The sequence below is a fragment of the Rhodococcus sp. NPDC056506 genome, assembly GCF_042794945.1.
GTDB lineage: Bacteria > Actinomycetota > Actinomycetes > Mycobacteriales > Mycobacteriaceae > Rhodococcus_F.
Window position 1 is genome coordinate 19,934 of sequence record NZ_JBHTSW010000053.1, and the last position, 15,982, is coordinate 35,915.

At 62.7% G+C, this 15,982-nt stretch carries 18 protein-coding genes; 8 read left to right on the forward strand and 10 right to left on the reverse strand.

Translation table 11 applies throughout. The annotated features are described in order from the left end of the window. Positions 1 to 196: 196 nt before the first annotated feature. Together ACFQ6H_RS26955 and mqo are read right to left on the reverse strand one after the other, a co-directional pair. On the reverse strand, positions 197 to 673 hold the full coding sequence (locus ACFQ6H_RS26955) for a GNAT family N-acetyltransferase (RefSeq protein WP_003942808.1): 477 nt from the start codon (positions 671 to 673) through the stop codon (positions 197 to 199). An 11-nt stretch (positions 674 to 684) separates the two neighbouring features. Then, a complete protein-coding gene (gene mqo, locus ACFQ6H_RS26960) occupies positions 685 to 2,223 on the reverse strand; it encodes a malate dehydrogenase (quinone) (protein WP_378649735.1) in 1,539 nt (512 codons plus the stop codon). 146 nt (positions 2,224 to 2,369) lie between these two features. Here mqo and ACFQ6H_RS26965 point away from each other — a divergent pair, with 146 nt between their 5' ends. Both ACFQ6H_RS26965 and mtr read left to right on the forward strand, forming a co-directional pair. Next, positions 2,370 to 3,419, forward strand: a complete 1,050-nt coding sequence (locus ACFQ6H_RS26965; protein ID WP_378649737.1) for an alpha/beta hydrolase — start codon at positions 2,370 to 2,372, stop codon at positions 3,417 to 3,419. Then, positions 3,416 to 4,792 carry a mycothione reductase gene (gene mtr / locus ACFQ6H_RS26970; protein WP_378649738.1) on the forward strand — a complete coding sequence of 459 codons (1,377 nt, stop codon included), beginning with the start codon at positions 3,416 to 3,418 and terminating at the stop codon, positions 4,790 to 4,792. The genes ACFQ6H_RS26965 and mtr overlap by 4 nt, the downstream gene beginning before the upstream one ends. 78 nt (positions 4,793 to 4,870) lie before the next feature. Here the strand turns inward: mtr and ACFQ6H_RS26975 are convergent, their stop codons facing one another. Both ACFQ6H_RS26975 and ACFQ6H_RS26980 read right to left on the reverse strand, forming a co-directional pair. Further along, on the reverse strand, positions 4,871 to 5,416 hold the full coding sequence (locus ACFQ6H_RS26975) for an alpha/beta fold hydrolase (RefSeq protein ID WP_003942671.1): 546 nt from the start codon (positions 5,414 to 5,416) through the stop codon (positions 4,871 to 4,873). A 211-nt stretch (positions 5,417 to 5,627) separates the two neighbouring features. Continuing rightward, the gene (locus tag ACFQ6H_RS26980) at positions 5,628 to 6,089 is read right to left on the reverse strand and encodes a PPOX class F420-dependent oxidoreductase (protein ID WP_378449484.1); all 462 of its coding nucleotides are present in this window, start codon (positions 6,087 to 6,089) and stop codon (positions 5,628 to 5,630) included. 120 nt (positions 6,090 to 6,209) lie between these two features. Between ACFQ6H_RS26980 and ACFQ6H_RS26985 the strand changes: the two genes are divergently transcribed. Both ACFQ6H_RS26985 and ACFQ6H_RS26990 read left to right on the forward strand, forming a co-directional pair. Next, the gene (locus ACFQ6H_RS26985) at positions 6,210 to 7,079 is read left to right on the forward strand and encodes a PhzF family phenazine biosynthesis protein (protein ID WP_378649739.1); all 870 of its coding nucleotides are present in this window, start codon (positions 6,210 to 6,212) and stop codon (positions 7,077 to 7,079) included. A gap of 84 nt (positions 7,080 to 7,163) precedes the next feature. After that, on the forward strand, positions 7,164 to 7,589 hold the full coding sequence (locus ACFQ6H_RS26990; protein WP_378449486.1) for a DUF6069 family protein: 426 nt from the start codon (positions 7,164 to 7,166) through the stop codon (positions 7,587 to 7,589). Here the strand turns inward: ACFQ6H_RS26990 and ACFQ6H_RS26995 are convergent. The 5 genes from ACFQ6H_RS26995 to ACFQ6H_RS27015 all read right to left on the reverse strand — a co-directional run bounded on the left by ACFQ6H_RS26995 (position 7,586) and on the right by ACFQ6H_RS27015 (position 12,306). Continuing rightward, on the reverse strand, positions 7,586 to 8,419 hold the full coding sequence (locus tag ACFQ6H_RS26995; protein ID WP_378649741.1) for an ANTAR domain-containing protein: 834 nt from the start codon (positions 8,417 to 8,419) through the stop codon (positions 7,586 to 7,588). The genes ACFQ6H_RS26990 and ACFQ6H_RS26995 overlap by 4 nt on opposite strands. Before the next feature lie 76 nt (positions 8,420 to 8,495). Beyond that, on the reverse strand, positions 8,496 to 9,065 hold the full coding sequence (locus ACFQ6H_RS27000) for an RNA polymerase sigma factor (protein WP_378649743.1): 570 nt from the start codon (positions 9,063 to 9,065) through the stop codon (positions 8,496 to 8,498). Positions 9,066 to 9,161: 96 nt separating this feature from the next. Next, entirely contained in the window at positions 9,162 to 10,673 is a 1,512-nt protein-coding gene (locus tag ACFQ6H_RS27005) for a cobyric acid synthase (protein ID WP_378649745.1), read from the reverse strand. Positions 10,674 to 10,681: 8 nt separating this feature from the next. Then, positions 10,682 to 11,539 carry a type I methionyl aminopeptidase gene (map, locus tag ACFQ6H_RS27010; RefSeq protein WP_378533654.1) on the reverse strand — a complete coding sequence of 286 codons (858 nt, stop codon included), beginning with the start codon at positions 11,537 to 11,539 and terminating at the stop codon, positions 10,682 to 10,684. A 29-nt stretch (positions 11,540 to 11,568) separates the two neighbouring features. After that, complete coding sequence (locus ACFQ6H_RS27015) at positions 11,569 to 12,306, reverse strand: transglutaminase domain-containing protein (protein WP_378649747.1); 738 nt, start codon at positions 12,304 to 12,306, stop codon at positions 11,569 to 11,571. 87 nt (positions 12,307 to 12,393) lie between these two features. Between ACFQ6H_RS27015 and ACFQ6H_RS27020 the strand changes: the two genes are divergently transcribed. From ACFQ6H_RS27020 to ACFQ6H_RS27035, 4 genes are all read left to right on the forward strand, one after another. Next, positions 12,394 to 12,744 (forward strand): DMT family transporter, encoded by a 351-nt coding sequence (locus tag ACFQ6H_RS27020; protein WP_378533658.1) that lies wholly within the window; start codon positions 12,394 to 12,396, stop codon positions 12,742 to 12,744. Beyond that, complete coding sequence (locus ACFQ6H_RS27025) at positions 12,741 to 13,067, forward strand: DMT family transporter (RefSeq protein WP_378533660.1); 327 nt, start codon at positions 12,741 to 12,743, stop codon at positions 13,065 to 13,067. Before ACFQ6H_RS27020 ends, ACFQ6H_RS27025 begins: the two co-directional genes overlap by 4 nt. Before the next feature lie 55 nt (positions 13,068 to 13,122). Then, complete coding sequence (locus ACFQ6H_RS27030) at positions 13,123 to 13,959, forward strand: AraC family transcriptional regulator (RefSeq protein ID WP_378649749.1); 837 nt, start codon at positions 13,123 to 13,125, stop codon at positions 13,957 to 13,959. 142 nt (positions 13,960 to 14,101) lie between these two features. Next, positions 14,102 to 15,178 (forward strand): ABC transporter substrate-binding protein, encoded by a 1,077-nt coding sequence (locus ACFQ6H_RS27035; protein WP_378449495.1) that lies wholly within the window; start codon positions 14,102 to 14,104, stop codon positions 15,176 to 15,178. 17 nt (positions 15,179 to 15,195) lie between these two features. Here ACFQ6H_RS27035 and ACFQ6H_RS27040 read toward each other — a convergent pair whose 3' ends face one another. Next, positions 15,196 to 15,789 (reverse strand): GNAT family N-acetyltransferase, encoded by a 594-nt coding sequence (locus ACFQ6H_RS27040; protein WP_378545775.1) that lies wholly within the window; start codon positions 15,787 to 15,789, stop codon positions 15,196 to 15,198. Positions 15,790 to 15,982: the final 193 nt, after the last annotated feature.

Below are 15,982 nucleotides of genomic sequence, written 5' to 3' on the forward strand. Positions count from 1 at the left end.
TCGCCGAGAATTTGGCTGCACTCGAATGTCGCGGCAACCTGGCTGAGATCTCCCGGACAATCGGTAGAGGAGAGATCTTTCACAGTGGCGGGACCGCGCCTGAATCGAACAGGACTTCCCCGCGAGCATTCGGTATCGAAAAAACCCTAGTCGGCTCACTTTCCCATGAGCCGACCAGGGTCAAATCTCGAACAAACTAGCTGACAGCCACGAAGGGCTCTCCCCCACCACGACGCATCGGGGTGTGCGGGATGCCATCTTCGATGAACTCTTCGCCGTCAGCCTTGAATCCGTGCTTGGCGTACATCTCGACCAGGTAGGTCTGCGCATTGATCCGGCACGGCGCTTCGCCGACCTCGGCCAGTGCGGCCTGCAGGAGGCGGGTCGTGTGGCCCTGACCGCGCGCCTGACGCGACGTGCACAGACGTCCGATTCGGAAGCTCTTGTTGCCGTCGTCATGCTCTTCGAGCAGACGGAGTGTGCACACCACCTGGCCGTCCTGCTCGAGCCAGAAGTGACGCGTCTCCGTCAGCAGGTCCCGCCCGTCCAACTCGGGATACGGGCAGGCCTGCTCGACGACAAAGACCTCCACTCGAAGCTTCAACAACTCGTAGAACGTCTTGTTGTCGAGATCGAGTGCCCATGAACGCTTCAAAGCTGCTGTTGCCGTCATGGGTTGGACTATCACACAGTCGCGGCGGTATCCGCGACCGGAGCCGATCCGGAAGCACCGGCGGAATCGAGCTCGAGGACCTTCGAAGACCAATCCCGCACCTGGTTGAACAGGCCCTCGTTGTCGGTGAGCTTGACGCCGATGGACGGAACCATCTCGCGAAGCTTGCCCTTCCAGCCCTGGAACTCGGTCGGGAAGCAGCGCTCGAGTACGTCCAGCATCGCTGGGACGGCCGTGGAGGCACCGGGCGAAGCACCGAGCAGACCGGCGATGGAACCGTCCTCAGCGGCGACCACAGCGGTACCGAATTCGAGGACGCCGCCCTTGCCCTTGGCCCGGCGGATCACCTGGACACGCTGGCCTGCGGTGATCAGTTCCCAGTCCTGCGCCTGCGCCTTGGGCGCGAATTCACGCAGATCCCAGATGCGTCCGGCCTCGTTCTTGGCGAGTTCGCTGACCAGGTACTTGACCAGGCCGAGCTCGCTGACGCCGACGCCGAGCATCGAGAGGATGTTGTTGGGCTTGACCGAGCCGGGCAAGTCCGTGACGCGGCCCTGCTTGAGGAACTTCGGCGACCAACCTGCGTAGGGACCGAACAGCAGACCCGGCTTGTTGCCGATGACACGGGTGTCGAGGTGCGGCACCGACATGGGCGGGGCGCCGACGGCGGCCTTGCCGTAGACCTTGGCGCTGTGCTGGTCGATGAGTTCGGGGTTGGTGCATCGCAAGAAGGCACCGCTGACCGGGAAGCCGCCGAAGCCCTTGGCTTCCTTGATGCCCGACTTCTGCAGCAGGTGCAGAGCGCCACCACCAGCGCCGACGAACACGAAGCGCGAGCGAACGGTGCGCTTTTCACCGGTACGACGGTTGGTGACCTTGACGGTCCACGACTTGTCCGAGTTCTGGGTCAGGTTGGTGACCTCGTGACCGAAGTACATCTTGCCGCCGGTCTTACCGATGTAGCCGATGAGCTGCTTGGTGAGCGCTCCGAAATCGACGTCGGTGCCGTCCTGGCTCCAGTTCAGTGCGAAGGGCTCGGAGAAGTCGCGTCCCTTGGCCATGAGCGGCAAACGCTTGCTGAACTCGGCCGGATCGTCGATGTACTCCATACCGCGGAACAGCGTGTGGCCGGCAAGTGCGTCGTAGCGAGCACGCAGGTACTTGGCGTTGGCCTCACCGTGAACGAAGCTCACGTGAGCGATGGGGTTGATGAATTCCTTGGGCTGAGTCAGGACGCCCTGCTCGACCGCGTGCGCCCAGAACTGGCGGGACACCTGGAACTGCTCGTTAACGTTGACGGCCTTCTTGATGTCGACCGTGCCGTCCGAGTTCTCCGGAGTGTAATTGAGCTCACACAGGGCGGAGTGACCGGTTCCCGCGTTGTTCCAGGGGTCGCTGCTCTCGGCTGCGACGGCATCGAGCCGCTCGAAGGTCGAGATCGACCAATCGGGCTGCAGCTGGCGCAGCAATGCGCCCAGCGTGGCACTCATGATGCCTGCGCCCACGAGCACTACATCCGTCTTCGTCTCTACCGCGTTCTGATTCGACACTGGAGAATCGACTTCCTTGTCATTAGCCGTGCGCGCATCCGCCTGCTGTGTTACGCCGAACAGGTTACCCGTGCGTACACGCGCGGTTCACCACCCCCAATTGTGCTCTACAACGCGCACTCGAAACGACGATTAGATTGTGATTTGTGACTACTTGGGTTCCAGACGTCCTCGGTGACGGATATCAGCAGCTGACGATCCCGCTCGGAACGGATCCGGACGGCGAAGGCGAGGTGGACGCGACACTGGTCCGCTACCAACCGCAGAAGGAGGCAGTGAAGACACGCCGTGCCGTTTTGTACGTGCACGGTTTCACCGATTACTTCTTCCAGAAGCACCTCGCCGAGCACTTCGCCGAGCAGGGCTACGCCTTCTTTGCACTCGACCTGCGTAAGTGCGGCCGGTCGCTCAAGCCGGGACACACAGCGCACTACGTCTCCGACCTCGCGCTCTACGACGCCGAACTGAACGAGGCGCTGCGCATCGTCGGCAACGAGACCGACGGCAGCGAGGTGCTGCTGATGGCGCACTCCACCGGTGGTCTGATCGTTCCGCTGTGGCTGAACCGGTTGCAGCGCAAGCCCGGTGGCAGCGCCGGCGCCGGAATCTGCGGTCTCGTCCTCAACAGCCCCTGGTTCGACCTTCAGGGACCTTCGATGGTTCGCAACGTCGGTACCACCGCGATCGACGCCCTCGGTCGGGTCTCGGCAAAAACCGTGATTCCCGGCACCGGGCTACCGACTTACGGTTCCAGTCTTCACGTTTCGGCCAACGGAGTCTGGGATTACAACCTCGACTGGAAGCCGCTCGCCGGCTGCCCCGTCACCTTCGGCTGGATGCGGGCCGTCCGAGCGGGTCACGCAAAACTGCACCGCGGCCTCGACATCGGGGTGCCTGCGCTGATTCTGCGCTCGAAGAAGTCGCAGTTCGCGAAGGCGTACAACCCGAGCGTCGACCTGGCGGATTCCGTGCTCGACGTCAAGCAGATCGCACGTTGGGCCGGTTGCCTGGGCGATCGCACCAGCATCGTCCCGATCGACGACGCCCGTCACGACGTGTTCCTGTCCACCGAGAAGCCCTTGGCCACAGCCTTTTCCGAACTCGACCTGTGGCTGGAGTGGCTCGACGGCCACCTCGCGCAGGCGGTAGAAAGTTCGGCAAGCACCGCAAGCAACACACAGGAGATCGCGCAGTGACGCACTACGACCTTGCAATCATCGGCAGCGGATCCGGAAACTCGCTGCCCGACGAACGGTTCGACGGCAAGAAGATCGCAATTCTCGAAGAGGGCACGTTCGGCGGCACGTGCCTCAATGTCGGATGCATCCCGACCAAGATGTTCGTCTACGCCGCCGAGGTGGCACGCACCATCACCACTGCCGAGAAGTACGGCGTCGACGCCACGCTCGACGGCGTCCGTTGGTCCGACATCGTCAAGCGCGTCTTCGGCCGCATCGATCCCATTTCTGCAGGTGGCGAGCGGTATCGCAGCGAAGACAGCCCCAACACCACCGTTTACCGCGGCCACGCGACGTTCACCGGCGAGAAGACGATCGACACCGGAACCGGCGAGACGATCACCGCCGATCAGGTGGTCATCGCTGCCGGGTCACGCCCGATCATCCCGGAAGAGATCGCGTCGAGTGGGGTGAAGTACTACACCAACGAAGACATCATGCGACTGCCTGAACTTCCCGAGCACCTGGTCATCGTCGGCTCCGGATTCATCGCCACCGAATTCGCACACGTGTTCTCCGCGTTGGGTTCTCGCGTGTCGATCATCGGTCGCAGCCAGCGACTGCTGCGGCACCTCGACGACGAGATCTCCGAGCGCTTCACCGAGTTGGCCGAACAGAAGTGGGACGTCCATCTGGGCTCCCCCCTCACGTCGGTGCGCGGTGACGGCGACAACATCGCCGTCGAACTGGCAAACGGCACAGTCGTTTCCGGTGACGTTCTCCTCGTCGCGGTGGGTCGTGCGCCGAACGGAGACCTCCTAGGTCTCGACAAGGCCGGCGTCGAACTCGACGACAAGGGCTCGATCGTGGTCGACGAATACCAGCGCACCACCGCAGAGGGCGTCTTCGCACTCGGTGACGTCTCGTCGCCGTACCAGCTCAAGCACGTCGCCAACCATGAAGCGCGCGTTGTTCAGCACAACTTGCTTCAGGATGCGTGGAAGGACACGTCCGGGCTTCGCAGCACCGACCACCGCTTCGTACCCGCCGCAGTGTTCACCGACCCGCAGATCGCCGATGTCGGCATGACGGAGAAGCAGGCCCGCGACGCCGGACTCGACATCACCGTCAAGGTGCAGGCATACGGAGACGTCGCGTACGGGTGGGCGATGGAGGATCAGGAGGGTGTCTGCAAGGTGATCGCCGAGCGCGGCACCGGACGCATTCTCGGTGCCCACGTCATGGGTACGCAGGCTCCGACGGTGATCCAGCCGCTCATCCAGGCGATGAGCTTCGGTTTGTCAGCGCAGGACATGGCGCGCGGCCAGTACTGGATCCACCCGGCCCTGGCCGAAGTAGTCGAGAACGCGCTGCTCGGCCTCGACATCTGAGCCCCCGCACCCACGTACGACATACGAAAAGGCGGGCACTCCGCGCAATGGGAGTGCCCGCCTTCGTAGGTCAGAGTTTCACCAGGGGCTGGTACGCAGCACGATCTCGGTTGCGAGTTCGGCCGGTGCAGACTTCACGACGTCGTCGACACCCGGAAGTTCCGTCACGCGGAAATCGGAGTACACGAAACGACCGCTGGCGTCGGCAATGGCCCGACCCCCACTGCCCACGACGACCGTGGTCGGAACCTCGACCGGTGGAACGCCGGCAATATCGCTCGCCGACGGATGTCCGCGGTCCACCGCGATCAGACTCGCGAAGCGGCCGAACTGCCGTGCCGCCAACAGCCAGGCGAGATCAGCTCCCTCCCGGTGACCGACCAGGTTCACCCAGGCGATGTTCAACTCGTCCAGAAGTACCACTGCCGATGTCTCGTCGAGATTCTCGATCGATTCCACCGCGACGGTCCGCAGATCCGAATGATGCAGTCGCTCACACACATCGTCGTACAAGTCGACGGGGTCGCCCTTGCCGGGGAGCAGGAGTACCGCATGCTTGCTGACCGGCCCGTCGATCCGAACGGTGCACGAACCACTGCCCACCGCTACTCGAGTCAATTCCATGTCTGGAAACGGTACGCGATCCACACTGTGGAGGACCCTGGAGTCGGCAGAAGTATGACCACTCATACATTCTCACCACCGCCTGCTAGTCCGATTTGTTCGCTCTGCACCACCTCCCCACTGAGCGAAAGTGGCTTTCGGCGCATCTGAGGCGACGGACGTACCGTTCGCTCGAAGTGGGGGTGGTCCGAACTCGAGTGAGGGCGCGGGGCTAGGTGCCGGACGGCTTCGGGAGCCGCGTCATTCCGTAGACGTGATCAGCGCGCACCGTGAGGATCTGTCGACGCTCTGCCACCATCGCTTCGCGGTACTCCTCCCAGTCGGGATGCTCCTGACCGCTGATGTCCCGGTAGAGCTCGACCAAGGCGTCCGACACTTCGTCGTGAGGATCGGCCGCCGCGGGTGTCACCACGGCAAGTCCTTCGATCACGGCATAGCTCCAGAAGTCGGGCGCGCTGACGTGGAGGGAAACCCGCGGATCACGCAGGGCATTACGGCTCTTGGCACGATCTGCGGTGATGGACACCGAAGCCGTCTTCGACTCGACGTCCCATCGATAGATGATGTTGGAAAGCTGCGGACGGCCGTCGCGTTTGACGGTCGCCAGCACGCCTTGCTTTCCCTCGGCTACAAGTGCGAACAACGCGTCGTCAGTGCCTGTGTCATTGCTCATAACTGCACCAACGACGCCGTGCGGCCGGTTTGTTCCGAGGCAGTCCAGTTCGAAGATTGCGGACCGCAATCGCGCGACTGCTCTTCCCCCGATCCACGGCGGCGGACAAAGATGGTCGACATGGCAAATTCTCGCGACATTCTCCGGCTGACTGCGTTCAGTTCGGATCCCGGCGGCGGCAATCCGGCCGGCGTGCTGCTCGACGCCCGTGGGCTCGACGACTCCGAATTACAATCTGTTGCAGCCGAAATCGGGTATGCAGAGACGGCGTTTCTCACCGAAACGGCACTCGGAGACAACCCGCGCCACAGCCGGATCCGCTACTTCTCCCCCATCGCCGAAGTACCGTTCTGCGGTCATGCCACCATCGCGACAGCCGTAGCACTCACCGAGCGCGACGGCAGCGGAACTTTCGTTTTCGAAACACCGATCGGACCGGTATCCATCGACACGGCGACCGACGAAGACGGGCGATCCACCGCGACCTTCACCAGCGTCGAACCGTCGGTCACGCCGATCGATCATGCCGTGTTGACGGCACTGCTCGGGCTGATCGGCGTCGATTCGTCTGCACTGGACCAGCGGTATCCCGCCATGCTCTCGTACGCCGGCAACACGCACCCGATCGTTGTACTTCGTGATCAGGGGACGTTCGACGAGTTCACCTTCGATCCATCCGCAATGCGAACTCTGATGGACGCGCAGGGGTGGGCGGGCACGGTGACGATCCTGCATCCCCTCGACGACAACACCTTCGAAGCTCGAAATCTGTTTCCGGTCGGAAACATCGTCGAGGATCCCGCGACCGGGTCTGCAGCGGCGTCGACCGGCGGTTACCTGCGCAAACTCGAACCCGCGGCCACTCCTCGCCAGATCACCATCCACCAGGGCCGACACGTCGGGCGACCCAGCGTTCTCGCGGTCGAGATCCCGGTCGACGGCGGTATCGCGGTCACGGGCACCGCCGTGCCCATCACCGATCCGCGGTAGCTGCCCGGCGATGAGTTTCTCCGGGTCCGCAGGTCTACATCACCACACCGTCACAAGACCATGGCATCGAACCGGGAGAACATCATGTCTGCAATCGCGTCAACCGCACACAACCTCCACCTCACCAAGCCGCGTGCCGTACTCGGGGCCACCGTCATTGCCCTCGTCGCCAACCTGATCCTGTGGTTGATCGGCCTGGCATTGGGCGGATCGTTCGAGATGACAGATCAGGGAAAGGTGGCGAGCGTAGCTCCCGGCGGGGTCATCACACTGACGGTAGTGCCGTTGCTGGTCGGTTTGTCGCTCGCAATGTTGATCTCACTGAAGTGGGAGCCGATCATCCGCATCGCTCAGGTCGTGGGTGCAGTTTTTGCGCTCGGCACCATCGCTCTGACGATCGCCGCGGACTTCGACGCCGCCAGCACGGTCATGCTCGCTCTGATGCACGTGGTTGTCGCCGCGGGCGTCGTCGTCGCGCTCGAGGCTGTACGTCGGTCTCCGTCGAACTAGACCGCGGTTGGCGGCGCGGAATACGTCTCGACGATCTCGGCTGCCACGTCACGCAACCTGGTATTCGTGGTCTGAGACTGCTTGCGCAGCATGTGAAATGCGGTGTCGGCGTCGATCCGATGGATGGCCATCAGCATGCCTTTGGCCTGTTCTATCGGCGCCCGGGTCTCGAGCGCGCGTTGCAAGGCATCAGCCACCGCCCTGGCAGATTTGAAGCGAGAGAAGTCGCCGATCGCACGTGAGACTGTTGTCGTGAGGATCTCCATGACGTCCGCGTCGACGCTGTCGAAGGCCGCTGGAGCGCGTCCGTACAGGTTGAACGAACCGAGCCGCTGATCCGGTGTGAAGAGCGGCGCCGCGAGAAATGACTTGATTCCTTCCTCTTTCGCCGCCGCCGCGAACCGTGGCCAGCGTTCCGCACTTCTCTCGGCGTCGACGACAACGGTTTCACCGGTTCGGGCTGCGTGCAGACACGGTCCGTCGCCGGCGTCGTACTGCTCGATGTCGACGCGCAGAGTCCGCGAATCGGTATGAACGGCGGTGTAGGTCTGTCCCGCCAGATCGATCGTGACGCCGATGCTGTCGGCCCCGTCGATGGCGTCGTTCGCGATTTCGACGGCGCGCTGGAGCAGGATCACGAGTTCGTCCTCGTCGCCGATACTTCCCCCGAGCGCTGCCAGCAACTCTCGGACCGCGCTTGCAGTCAGTCGAGTTTCCGCAGCCTCGACGGCGACGTCAGCGCCGGCTGCCGTCGCGTCGTCCGGCATCACCGACGGGACCGAATCCTCGGTTCGCGGGTCGAAGCCTCTGGGGTCGAAAGCGGTATCCACGACGAAGCATTCTTCCAGTTTCGAGGGCAGGAAGGAGAGTGAGTTCGGCGACAAAACCCGGCAAACCGGCGAGCTGTCATCGCCATCGGTGGAGTGCGGCGCCGAGATTTCTTCTCGCCCGAGTGTGTTGGCCGCGAACCGCGTCCGGGCTCAGTTCCAGAACTGTCGCGATCTGCGGATACGTCATACCCTCCACTTCCCGCAGGACCCAGGCGGCGCGCTGGTGTAGGGGCAGGCGATCGAGTTCGGATTCCAAGGCGTCGAGAAATGCTGTGCCGCATACTTCTTCGCTCGGATCGCGTAATCGGGGATCGGCTTCTTCGCGGAGTTCGTCCACGTCGGCGGCGCAGGAGCCGACTTTTCGATAGAAATCCGCGATCTTGCGAGAACAGATCGCGAACAACCACGTCTTGATGCTCGAGCGCCGCTGAAACCCCGGAAGTTGGCGCCACGCGGCAACGCACGTTTCCTGGACGATGTCGTCGACGTCACTCTCGCTCGCAAGCAGTCGACGGGCAAATCGATACAAGTGCGGGCCGTATCGGCGAACGATGACATCGAAGGCTGCGTGATCGCCGAGCACTGCCGAGTCGACCAGCACCTCGTCACTGAAGTCGGCCAGCAAGCCGTCGAATTGATCTGCCACCGCGCACACTCCTACTAGGGAGCCGTCGCGGGAGTGAGGCCTAGCTATTCTACCCCGTCCACGCAGACGTCCACATCGAAGCCTGCGGGAGCGCTCTCAGCCGTCGATTGCGGAGGCAATGACGGGGAGCCCACGCGGCGCCCCGCCGTTGATCAGTTTCTCGAGCAGATCCTGGTCGAGATGCTGTTCCACCAGGTCGGCAAGCAGGTCGAGTTGTTGCTCGCGCACGGCGGCAACCGAGGTGTCGGGTGCAACAACGAAACCGGTAACCGCGATCTCCCGCAGCAGACTGCGCCGATAGTCATCACTTTCGAGGAGTCCGTGCCAGTGGGTCCCTCGAACAGACCCTCGCACGCTGCCTTCCGGTGTGCCTTCGGAACCCTCCAACAGTGGACGGTCGCCGTTGCGGACTACCCGCCCGTGATGAATCTCGTACCCGGACACCGAAATACCGTCTGCCGTGCCGGTCACCTGCGCCAGCACCTTGTCGGGCGCGAACTCGATCTCGAGATCCAGCAGTCCGAGTCCCGTCGTGGTACCCGATCCCGATTCGACGTCGTCGACGATGGACTTGCCCAGCATCTGGTAGCCACCGCAGATTCCCAGCACTGCCTGCCCGCGACCCGCGCGAGCGATGATCTCGTCGGCCAGACCGGTACTGCGCAACCACTCGAGATCACTGACAGTGGACTTGCTCCCCGGAATCACCACGAGGTCCGCGTCACGAATACGCGCCGCGTCGGTGATCCACGAAACCGCAACGCCCGGTTCACATGCCAGCGCCTCGACATCCGTCGAATTGGAGATCCTCGGCAGCCTGATCGCGGCGACGCTCAACCACCGATCCCCCAGAGGCGGACGCGGTCGACCGACGGGAGCATTCCCGGTCACCCCCAACGAGTCTTCGGCGTCGAGCCAGAGGTCGTCGGCAAAGGGAATCACGCCGAGTGTCGGCCGACCGGTGAGGCTGTGCAGTTGTTCGAGGCCGGGTTCCAACAGGGCAACGTCGCCGCGGAATTTGTTGATCACGAACCCGGCGATCAACGACTGATCGCTCGGCGAGAGCACCGCTACGGTGCCGAAAAGATGGGCCAGAACGCCGCCGCGATCGATGTCACCGACGACGATGACCGGAATCCGTGCGGCCTCTGCCAACCCCATGTTGGCAAGATCCGTTGCGCGTAGGTTGATTTCGGCCGGTGAACCGGCGCCTTCACAGATCACGACGTCGAACTCGGATCGAAGCGATTCGAGATCCTCGGCCACGACTCCTCGAAGCCACTGGCGATGCTGCATGTAGTCGCGAGCACCCACCGTGGTCGTCGCCTTGCCCCGAACGACAAGCTGCGACGTCCGGTCACTGCCCGGCTTGAGCAGCACCGGATTGAATCGAACACTCGGTTCGAGCCCGCACGCCCGTGCCTGAAGGGCCTGCGCACGGCCGATCTCTCCGCCGTCGAGCGTCACGACGGAATTGTTCGACATGTTCTGTGCCTTGAACGGCGCGACTCGCACGCCTCGACGCGCCAACATGCGGCACAATCCGGCCACCAGAACGCTCTTGCCCGCGTCGGACGTTGTGCCCGCTACCAGCAGAGCGCCATGCATTTCCGAACTCAAGGCAGGGTGAGAATCTCTGCACCGCTCTCGGTGACCACCAGGGTGTGCTCGAACTGTGCCGTCCACTTGCGATCCTTGGTGACGACGGTCCAGCCGTCCTCCCAGATCTCGTAGTCGATACCACCGAGGTTGATCATCGGTTCGATCGTGAAGACCATGCCCGGTTCGATGATGGTCTCGACCGCGGGCTCGTCGTAGTGCAGGATCACGAGACCGTTGTGGAAGGTCTCGCCGATTCCGTGCCCGGTGAAATCCCGGACGACGCCGTACCCGAAGCGGTGGGCGTACGACTCGATGACGCGTCCGATCACGTTGAGCGCGCGGCCGGGCTTGACGGCTTTGATTGCTCGCATCGTTGCCTCGTGGGTGCGCTCGACGAGCAAGCGGTTCTCCTCGGACACATCACCGGCAAGGAACGTCGCGTTGGTGTCCCCGTGTACCCCGTTGATGTACGCGGTGACGTCGATGTTGACGATGTCGCCGTCCTGGATCACGGTCGAGTCCGGGATTCCGTGGCAGATCACCTCGTTGAGGGACGTGCAGCACGACTTGGGAAAGCTCTTGTAGCCCAACGTCGACGGGTAGGCGCCGTGGTCGAGCATGAACTCGTGTGCGATGCGGTCGAGCTCGTCGGTCGTGGTACCGGGAGCCACCGCCTTGCCGGCTTCCTGGAGTGCGCCTGCGGCGATCTTGCTGGCGATGCGCATCGCCTCGATAGTCTCCGGCGTCTGAACCCAGGGCTCGTTGCCCTCTTTGGCGGTCGGCTTCCACGCGTACTCGGGCCGCTCGATCTTCGAGGGCACTGCGAGGACGGGAGAGACGGTTCCAGGGACCAATGGGGTGCGCACAGACATGCAGAACAGCCTAGACCTCGCGTCGCCCGTCAGCCGGATGCACTCCAGTTCCGGAAAACAGGATCGACGAGAATTCTGACGGGGGTCGACATCGTCTGTCCGAATTTCTCGAAGAGTTCGTCACGGGATTCGAAGGTGCCCAGATCACGGTCGACGAATTCGGAGAAGTCCAAGCAATCACATGAAACCGACTTACCCCAACTGAGCGGAGCACGTCCGATCGCGTCGAACAGAGTTTCCTCGCCGGCGTTCGTGAACGGTTCGACAGATGAGACCGCAGAGACTTCTGGAAGGGCCGGGAGTGAAACGATCTCGGAGATATCCCGCCAGCGTTCGTCGACCAGGAATTCCGGCCAGGCCAGCAGCACTGATTTCGGAATCACCGCATGTAGATGCCGAAATCGTGGATACCAGAACTCCCCACGGAGTACGAGACCGCGCACTCGGGTGGCGATACCGCGGCGGCGAGCCAACGCTTCGACGACGGCAAGTCTCTGACTGCACGATCCGCGTCGTCGACTCAATGTCACCGACACGGGTTGCCGGTCGTCGAGCCCGTAGACCGCCCGAATCCTTGCGCCGACGCTGCGATGCGCCGACACCAAGAACTCCTGCGCGGACTGAATTGCACCTCCCGCAATGTCGTCGTAGAGGCGGGCCACGTCGTCGTTGCCCCAGTCGAGAATCGGCGTCGCGGCTACATCGCCACCCGACGCGTCGTGGCGGATGTCACCGTCGCGGATCCCGCCGAGCAGCACGCACGTCATGGCTCGACCGTAGTGTGCGACCGGAACCAGTGTGCGACCGGAACCAGTGCGCGACCGGAATCCGTCGAGCCTGACAGAATCCGACCCGTGAAGAAATGGCTGCTGTTGATCACCGCGATCCTGACCGAGGTGTCTGCGACCCTGTCGTTGCGCGCGGCCCTCGATCACCCCGCCTGGTACGTCGTGGTCGTCGCCGGATATCTGGCGGCGTTCACCGCTTTGTCGTTCGTCCTGCGAGAGGGCATGGGACTCGGTGTTGCATACGGAATCTGGGGCGCAACTGGTGTCGTCCTGACCGCGGTGTTCGCCACTGCCCTTTTCGGGGATCCTCTGACGGCCACCATGGGCGTTGGGATTGCATTGGTCATCGGCGGAGTGCTGTGCGTCGAACTCGGCTCTCAGGCAGCTGCCGACAGCGGACCGGCGGATCCGGCATGACCTTCGTGTTTCTGATCGCTGCGATTATTTCCGAGGTCACCGCAACACTCTCACTGAGGATGGCGTCGCAGGACGGCAGCGACAAGCGTTGGCTTGCGGTTGTCACCGTGGGGTATCTCGCCGCTTTTGCCTTCCTCACACTCGCACTCGACGCGGGCCTGACGATCGGCGTGGCGTACGGAATCTGGACCGCGTGCGGGGTGGCGCTGACCGCAATCGCATCCCGCATTCTCTTTCGCGAACCGCTGACCAAACTGATGATCGTAGGGATCTGTCTCATCGCCGCAGGCGTGCTTCTCATCGAACTCGGAGCGGGTCACTGAGCCCAGCACATTTCAGTGTAAGGTTTACCTAACTTTGCTCTGGAGGTAGTCCGCGGTGCTGATCCCTGCCCTTCGTGAAATCGACGACGGTCCACACCTGGACGACGGTCCCCACGTGCGGGAAACCGACCGCCACACTCCGATGGCGCGTGCCGTCCCGGCGCCATTTCAACTGACGACGTACATCGTCGAGACCGACCACATCACCCAGTGGCCACAGCACGCTCATGCCGAGCACGAACTGATCTGGTCCGACCGCGGCGTCGTCAACATGATCATCGACAATCAACTCTGGACCGTCACGCCCGGCGTCGGCCTGTGGATCCCTCGCGGAGTCCTCCACGAAGGTCAGGCCAATCCCCACGTCGCATTCCGTGCCACCCTCTTCACGCCCGAGTTGTGGACTCCCGCCTGGAACGAACCGTGCATCGTGACGTTGAGTGAAGCGGCCCGGGTACTGCTCATCCACCTCGCGCACACCGGAATGCCTGCCGAACAACGCCTTCGGGCGCAGCAGGTCTGCGTCGATCTCCTCACTCCCGCATCGGCTCCGCATTTCGACGTGCCGATCCCCCGCGATCCGCGGCTACGGATACTCGTCGACAAGGTGCTGTCGGACCCCGCCGACGATCGATCACTCGATCAGTGGGCGCACGTTCTCAGCCTCAGCCGACGCACGGTCACCCGGATTTTTGCCGCGGAACTCGCCCTGAGTTTTGCGCAGTGGCGCACTCTGGTTCGCATGAGCACAGCCCTCGGCATGCTCGGGACCGGAATGAGTGTGAACGCCGTCAGCCGCCGTGTCGGTTACGGGACGTCGAGTTCCTTCATCGCCGCTTTTCGCAAGACGGTCGGCTACACCCCCGGCAATGCGCTCGCCGCTGTCAACTGACTCGAGCCTGACCTGTTGTCGACATCGGCTGGCCCCTTCGCTACACGCACGCGCCCTACATTCACTTAGGTAAGCCTGCTCTCATGTGCGTACCGCGCTGAGTCGTGCAAGCACTTCCCCGATCAATCCCGAGGAGTTTCGCGTGTTCAGATCTGCCCGTCAGAGAATTCGTCCGCAACGGAAGAGGCGAATTGTCGTTGCGCTGATGGTGGCGGCCGCACTGCCTCTGACCGCCTGCACGCAGTCGTCATCGGACGCCCAGGAAAATAGTTCGTCGGCATCCGCTGTCGAGGACGGCGCATATCCAGTCACGATCGAGCACGCATTCGGCGGCACCACCATCGACAAGGAACCGACACGGATCCTCACCCTCGATTCCGCGGCGGCAGACACCGTCATCGCCCTCGGCGTCACCCCGATCGCGATGCAGAAGGACTCGTGGGCCGGCGACGCCGACGGGTTCCTGCCGTGGACGCGGGCAGAACTCGAAAAGTCAGGCCAGACGCTGCCCACCCCCGCGCCGTACTACTCCGACAGCGGTGAGCTTCTGTTCGAGCAGATTCTCAATGCCGCGCCCGACCTGATTCTGGCCCCGTACTCGGGCTTCTCCGAGCAGGATTACCAGCGGCTGAGCTCGATCGCACCTACCCTTCCCTACGACACCAAGCCATACCAGCCGAGCTCGTGGCAAAACCTCGCCACCGATGTAGGCAAGGCCCTCGGCCGTCCCGCTCAGACCGCAGCGCTGATCAAGTCGGTTGAGGAAACGGTTCAGGAGTCGAAGGCGAGCCATCCCGAATTCAACGGAGTCACCTTTGCCTTCGGGTCCTATATTCGCGAAGGAGAAACCGAAACCGCCATCTACGGCCCGGACGATCCACGCGTCAAGTTTGTCGAAAACCTCGGGCTCACAGTCGCTCCCGACGTAGTGAACGGCGCCAAGAACTTCGCCGGCGACTCGTTCTTGTTCGGCATCAGCATGGAGAAGCTCGACACGATCAACACCGACGTTTATCTCGGCTGGGCAAGCGATCAGTCGGAGGTCGACAGCACGTTGGCCAACACTCTGTTCGCACGGTGGCCGGTCATCGCCAACGGAAAAGACTTGTGGATCACCGACAATCGCCTGACGGCCGCGACCATGTACGTCAGTGTTCTGAGCGTCCCGTGGGCAACCGACCAGCTGGTACCCCAGTTGACCGAACTGGTTGCGAAGTAGCAGCTCGACCCTCCTGATCAGAGATTTGAAGGCCACTCACTGCGCAGCGTTGCAAAAACCACAGTGTCGGTCCACTCGTTCTTGATCCACGCGTTCTGCCGAAAATGCGCCTCTCGCCGCATCCCGATTCGCCGCGCGAGTCGTGCCGAGGATTCGTTTCTCGCATCCATCTGCGCGACCACACGGCGTAATCGGGGTGTTGCGAACACCAGGTCGATCAGAGCGGTCACAGCTTCCGTCGCGAATCCTCGGCCGCCGAAGTCGGGCGAGAATGCCCACCCGACTTCAGCCGTGTGCGCGGTTTCGGCTGTGCAACCCGATTCCTCGACTAGCCAGGCACTCACACTTCCGACAACCATGCCGTCACTTTCAACGACAAGTGCTACCGCTCCGGCAGCAAGGTCACGACGAGAGATCCTGCTCTGCACAGCCTCTCGAGCCTCCGCGAGATCCCAGGGATCGTTCAGCAAATACCGGCATACGTCGCTGCGCCCGTAGAAGGTGAGGAGATCCCGGTGATCGCCTGGACGGTAGGTACGAAGCACCAACCGATCCGTCCGAATCATTTCCGGTGCAGTCGTCGTCGCCTCACCTACGTCCGCCATATCCATGCCGACACGGTAGGTTCTTTCGAATTCGTAGGCGAATGAATATCGCAATGCCGTGCAGCGCTCAATGTTTGATTTGCCCTCCGACGGGCTACTTCACCACCGTAAAAGGTCGGAATACGGAGTTATGCCAGGCAATTTCGCACTTGAAATCTAGGGGCGGTCATGTCCGAGGATTCACTGGTCAAGCAGGGTG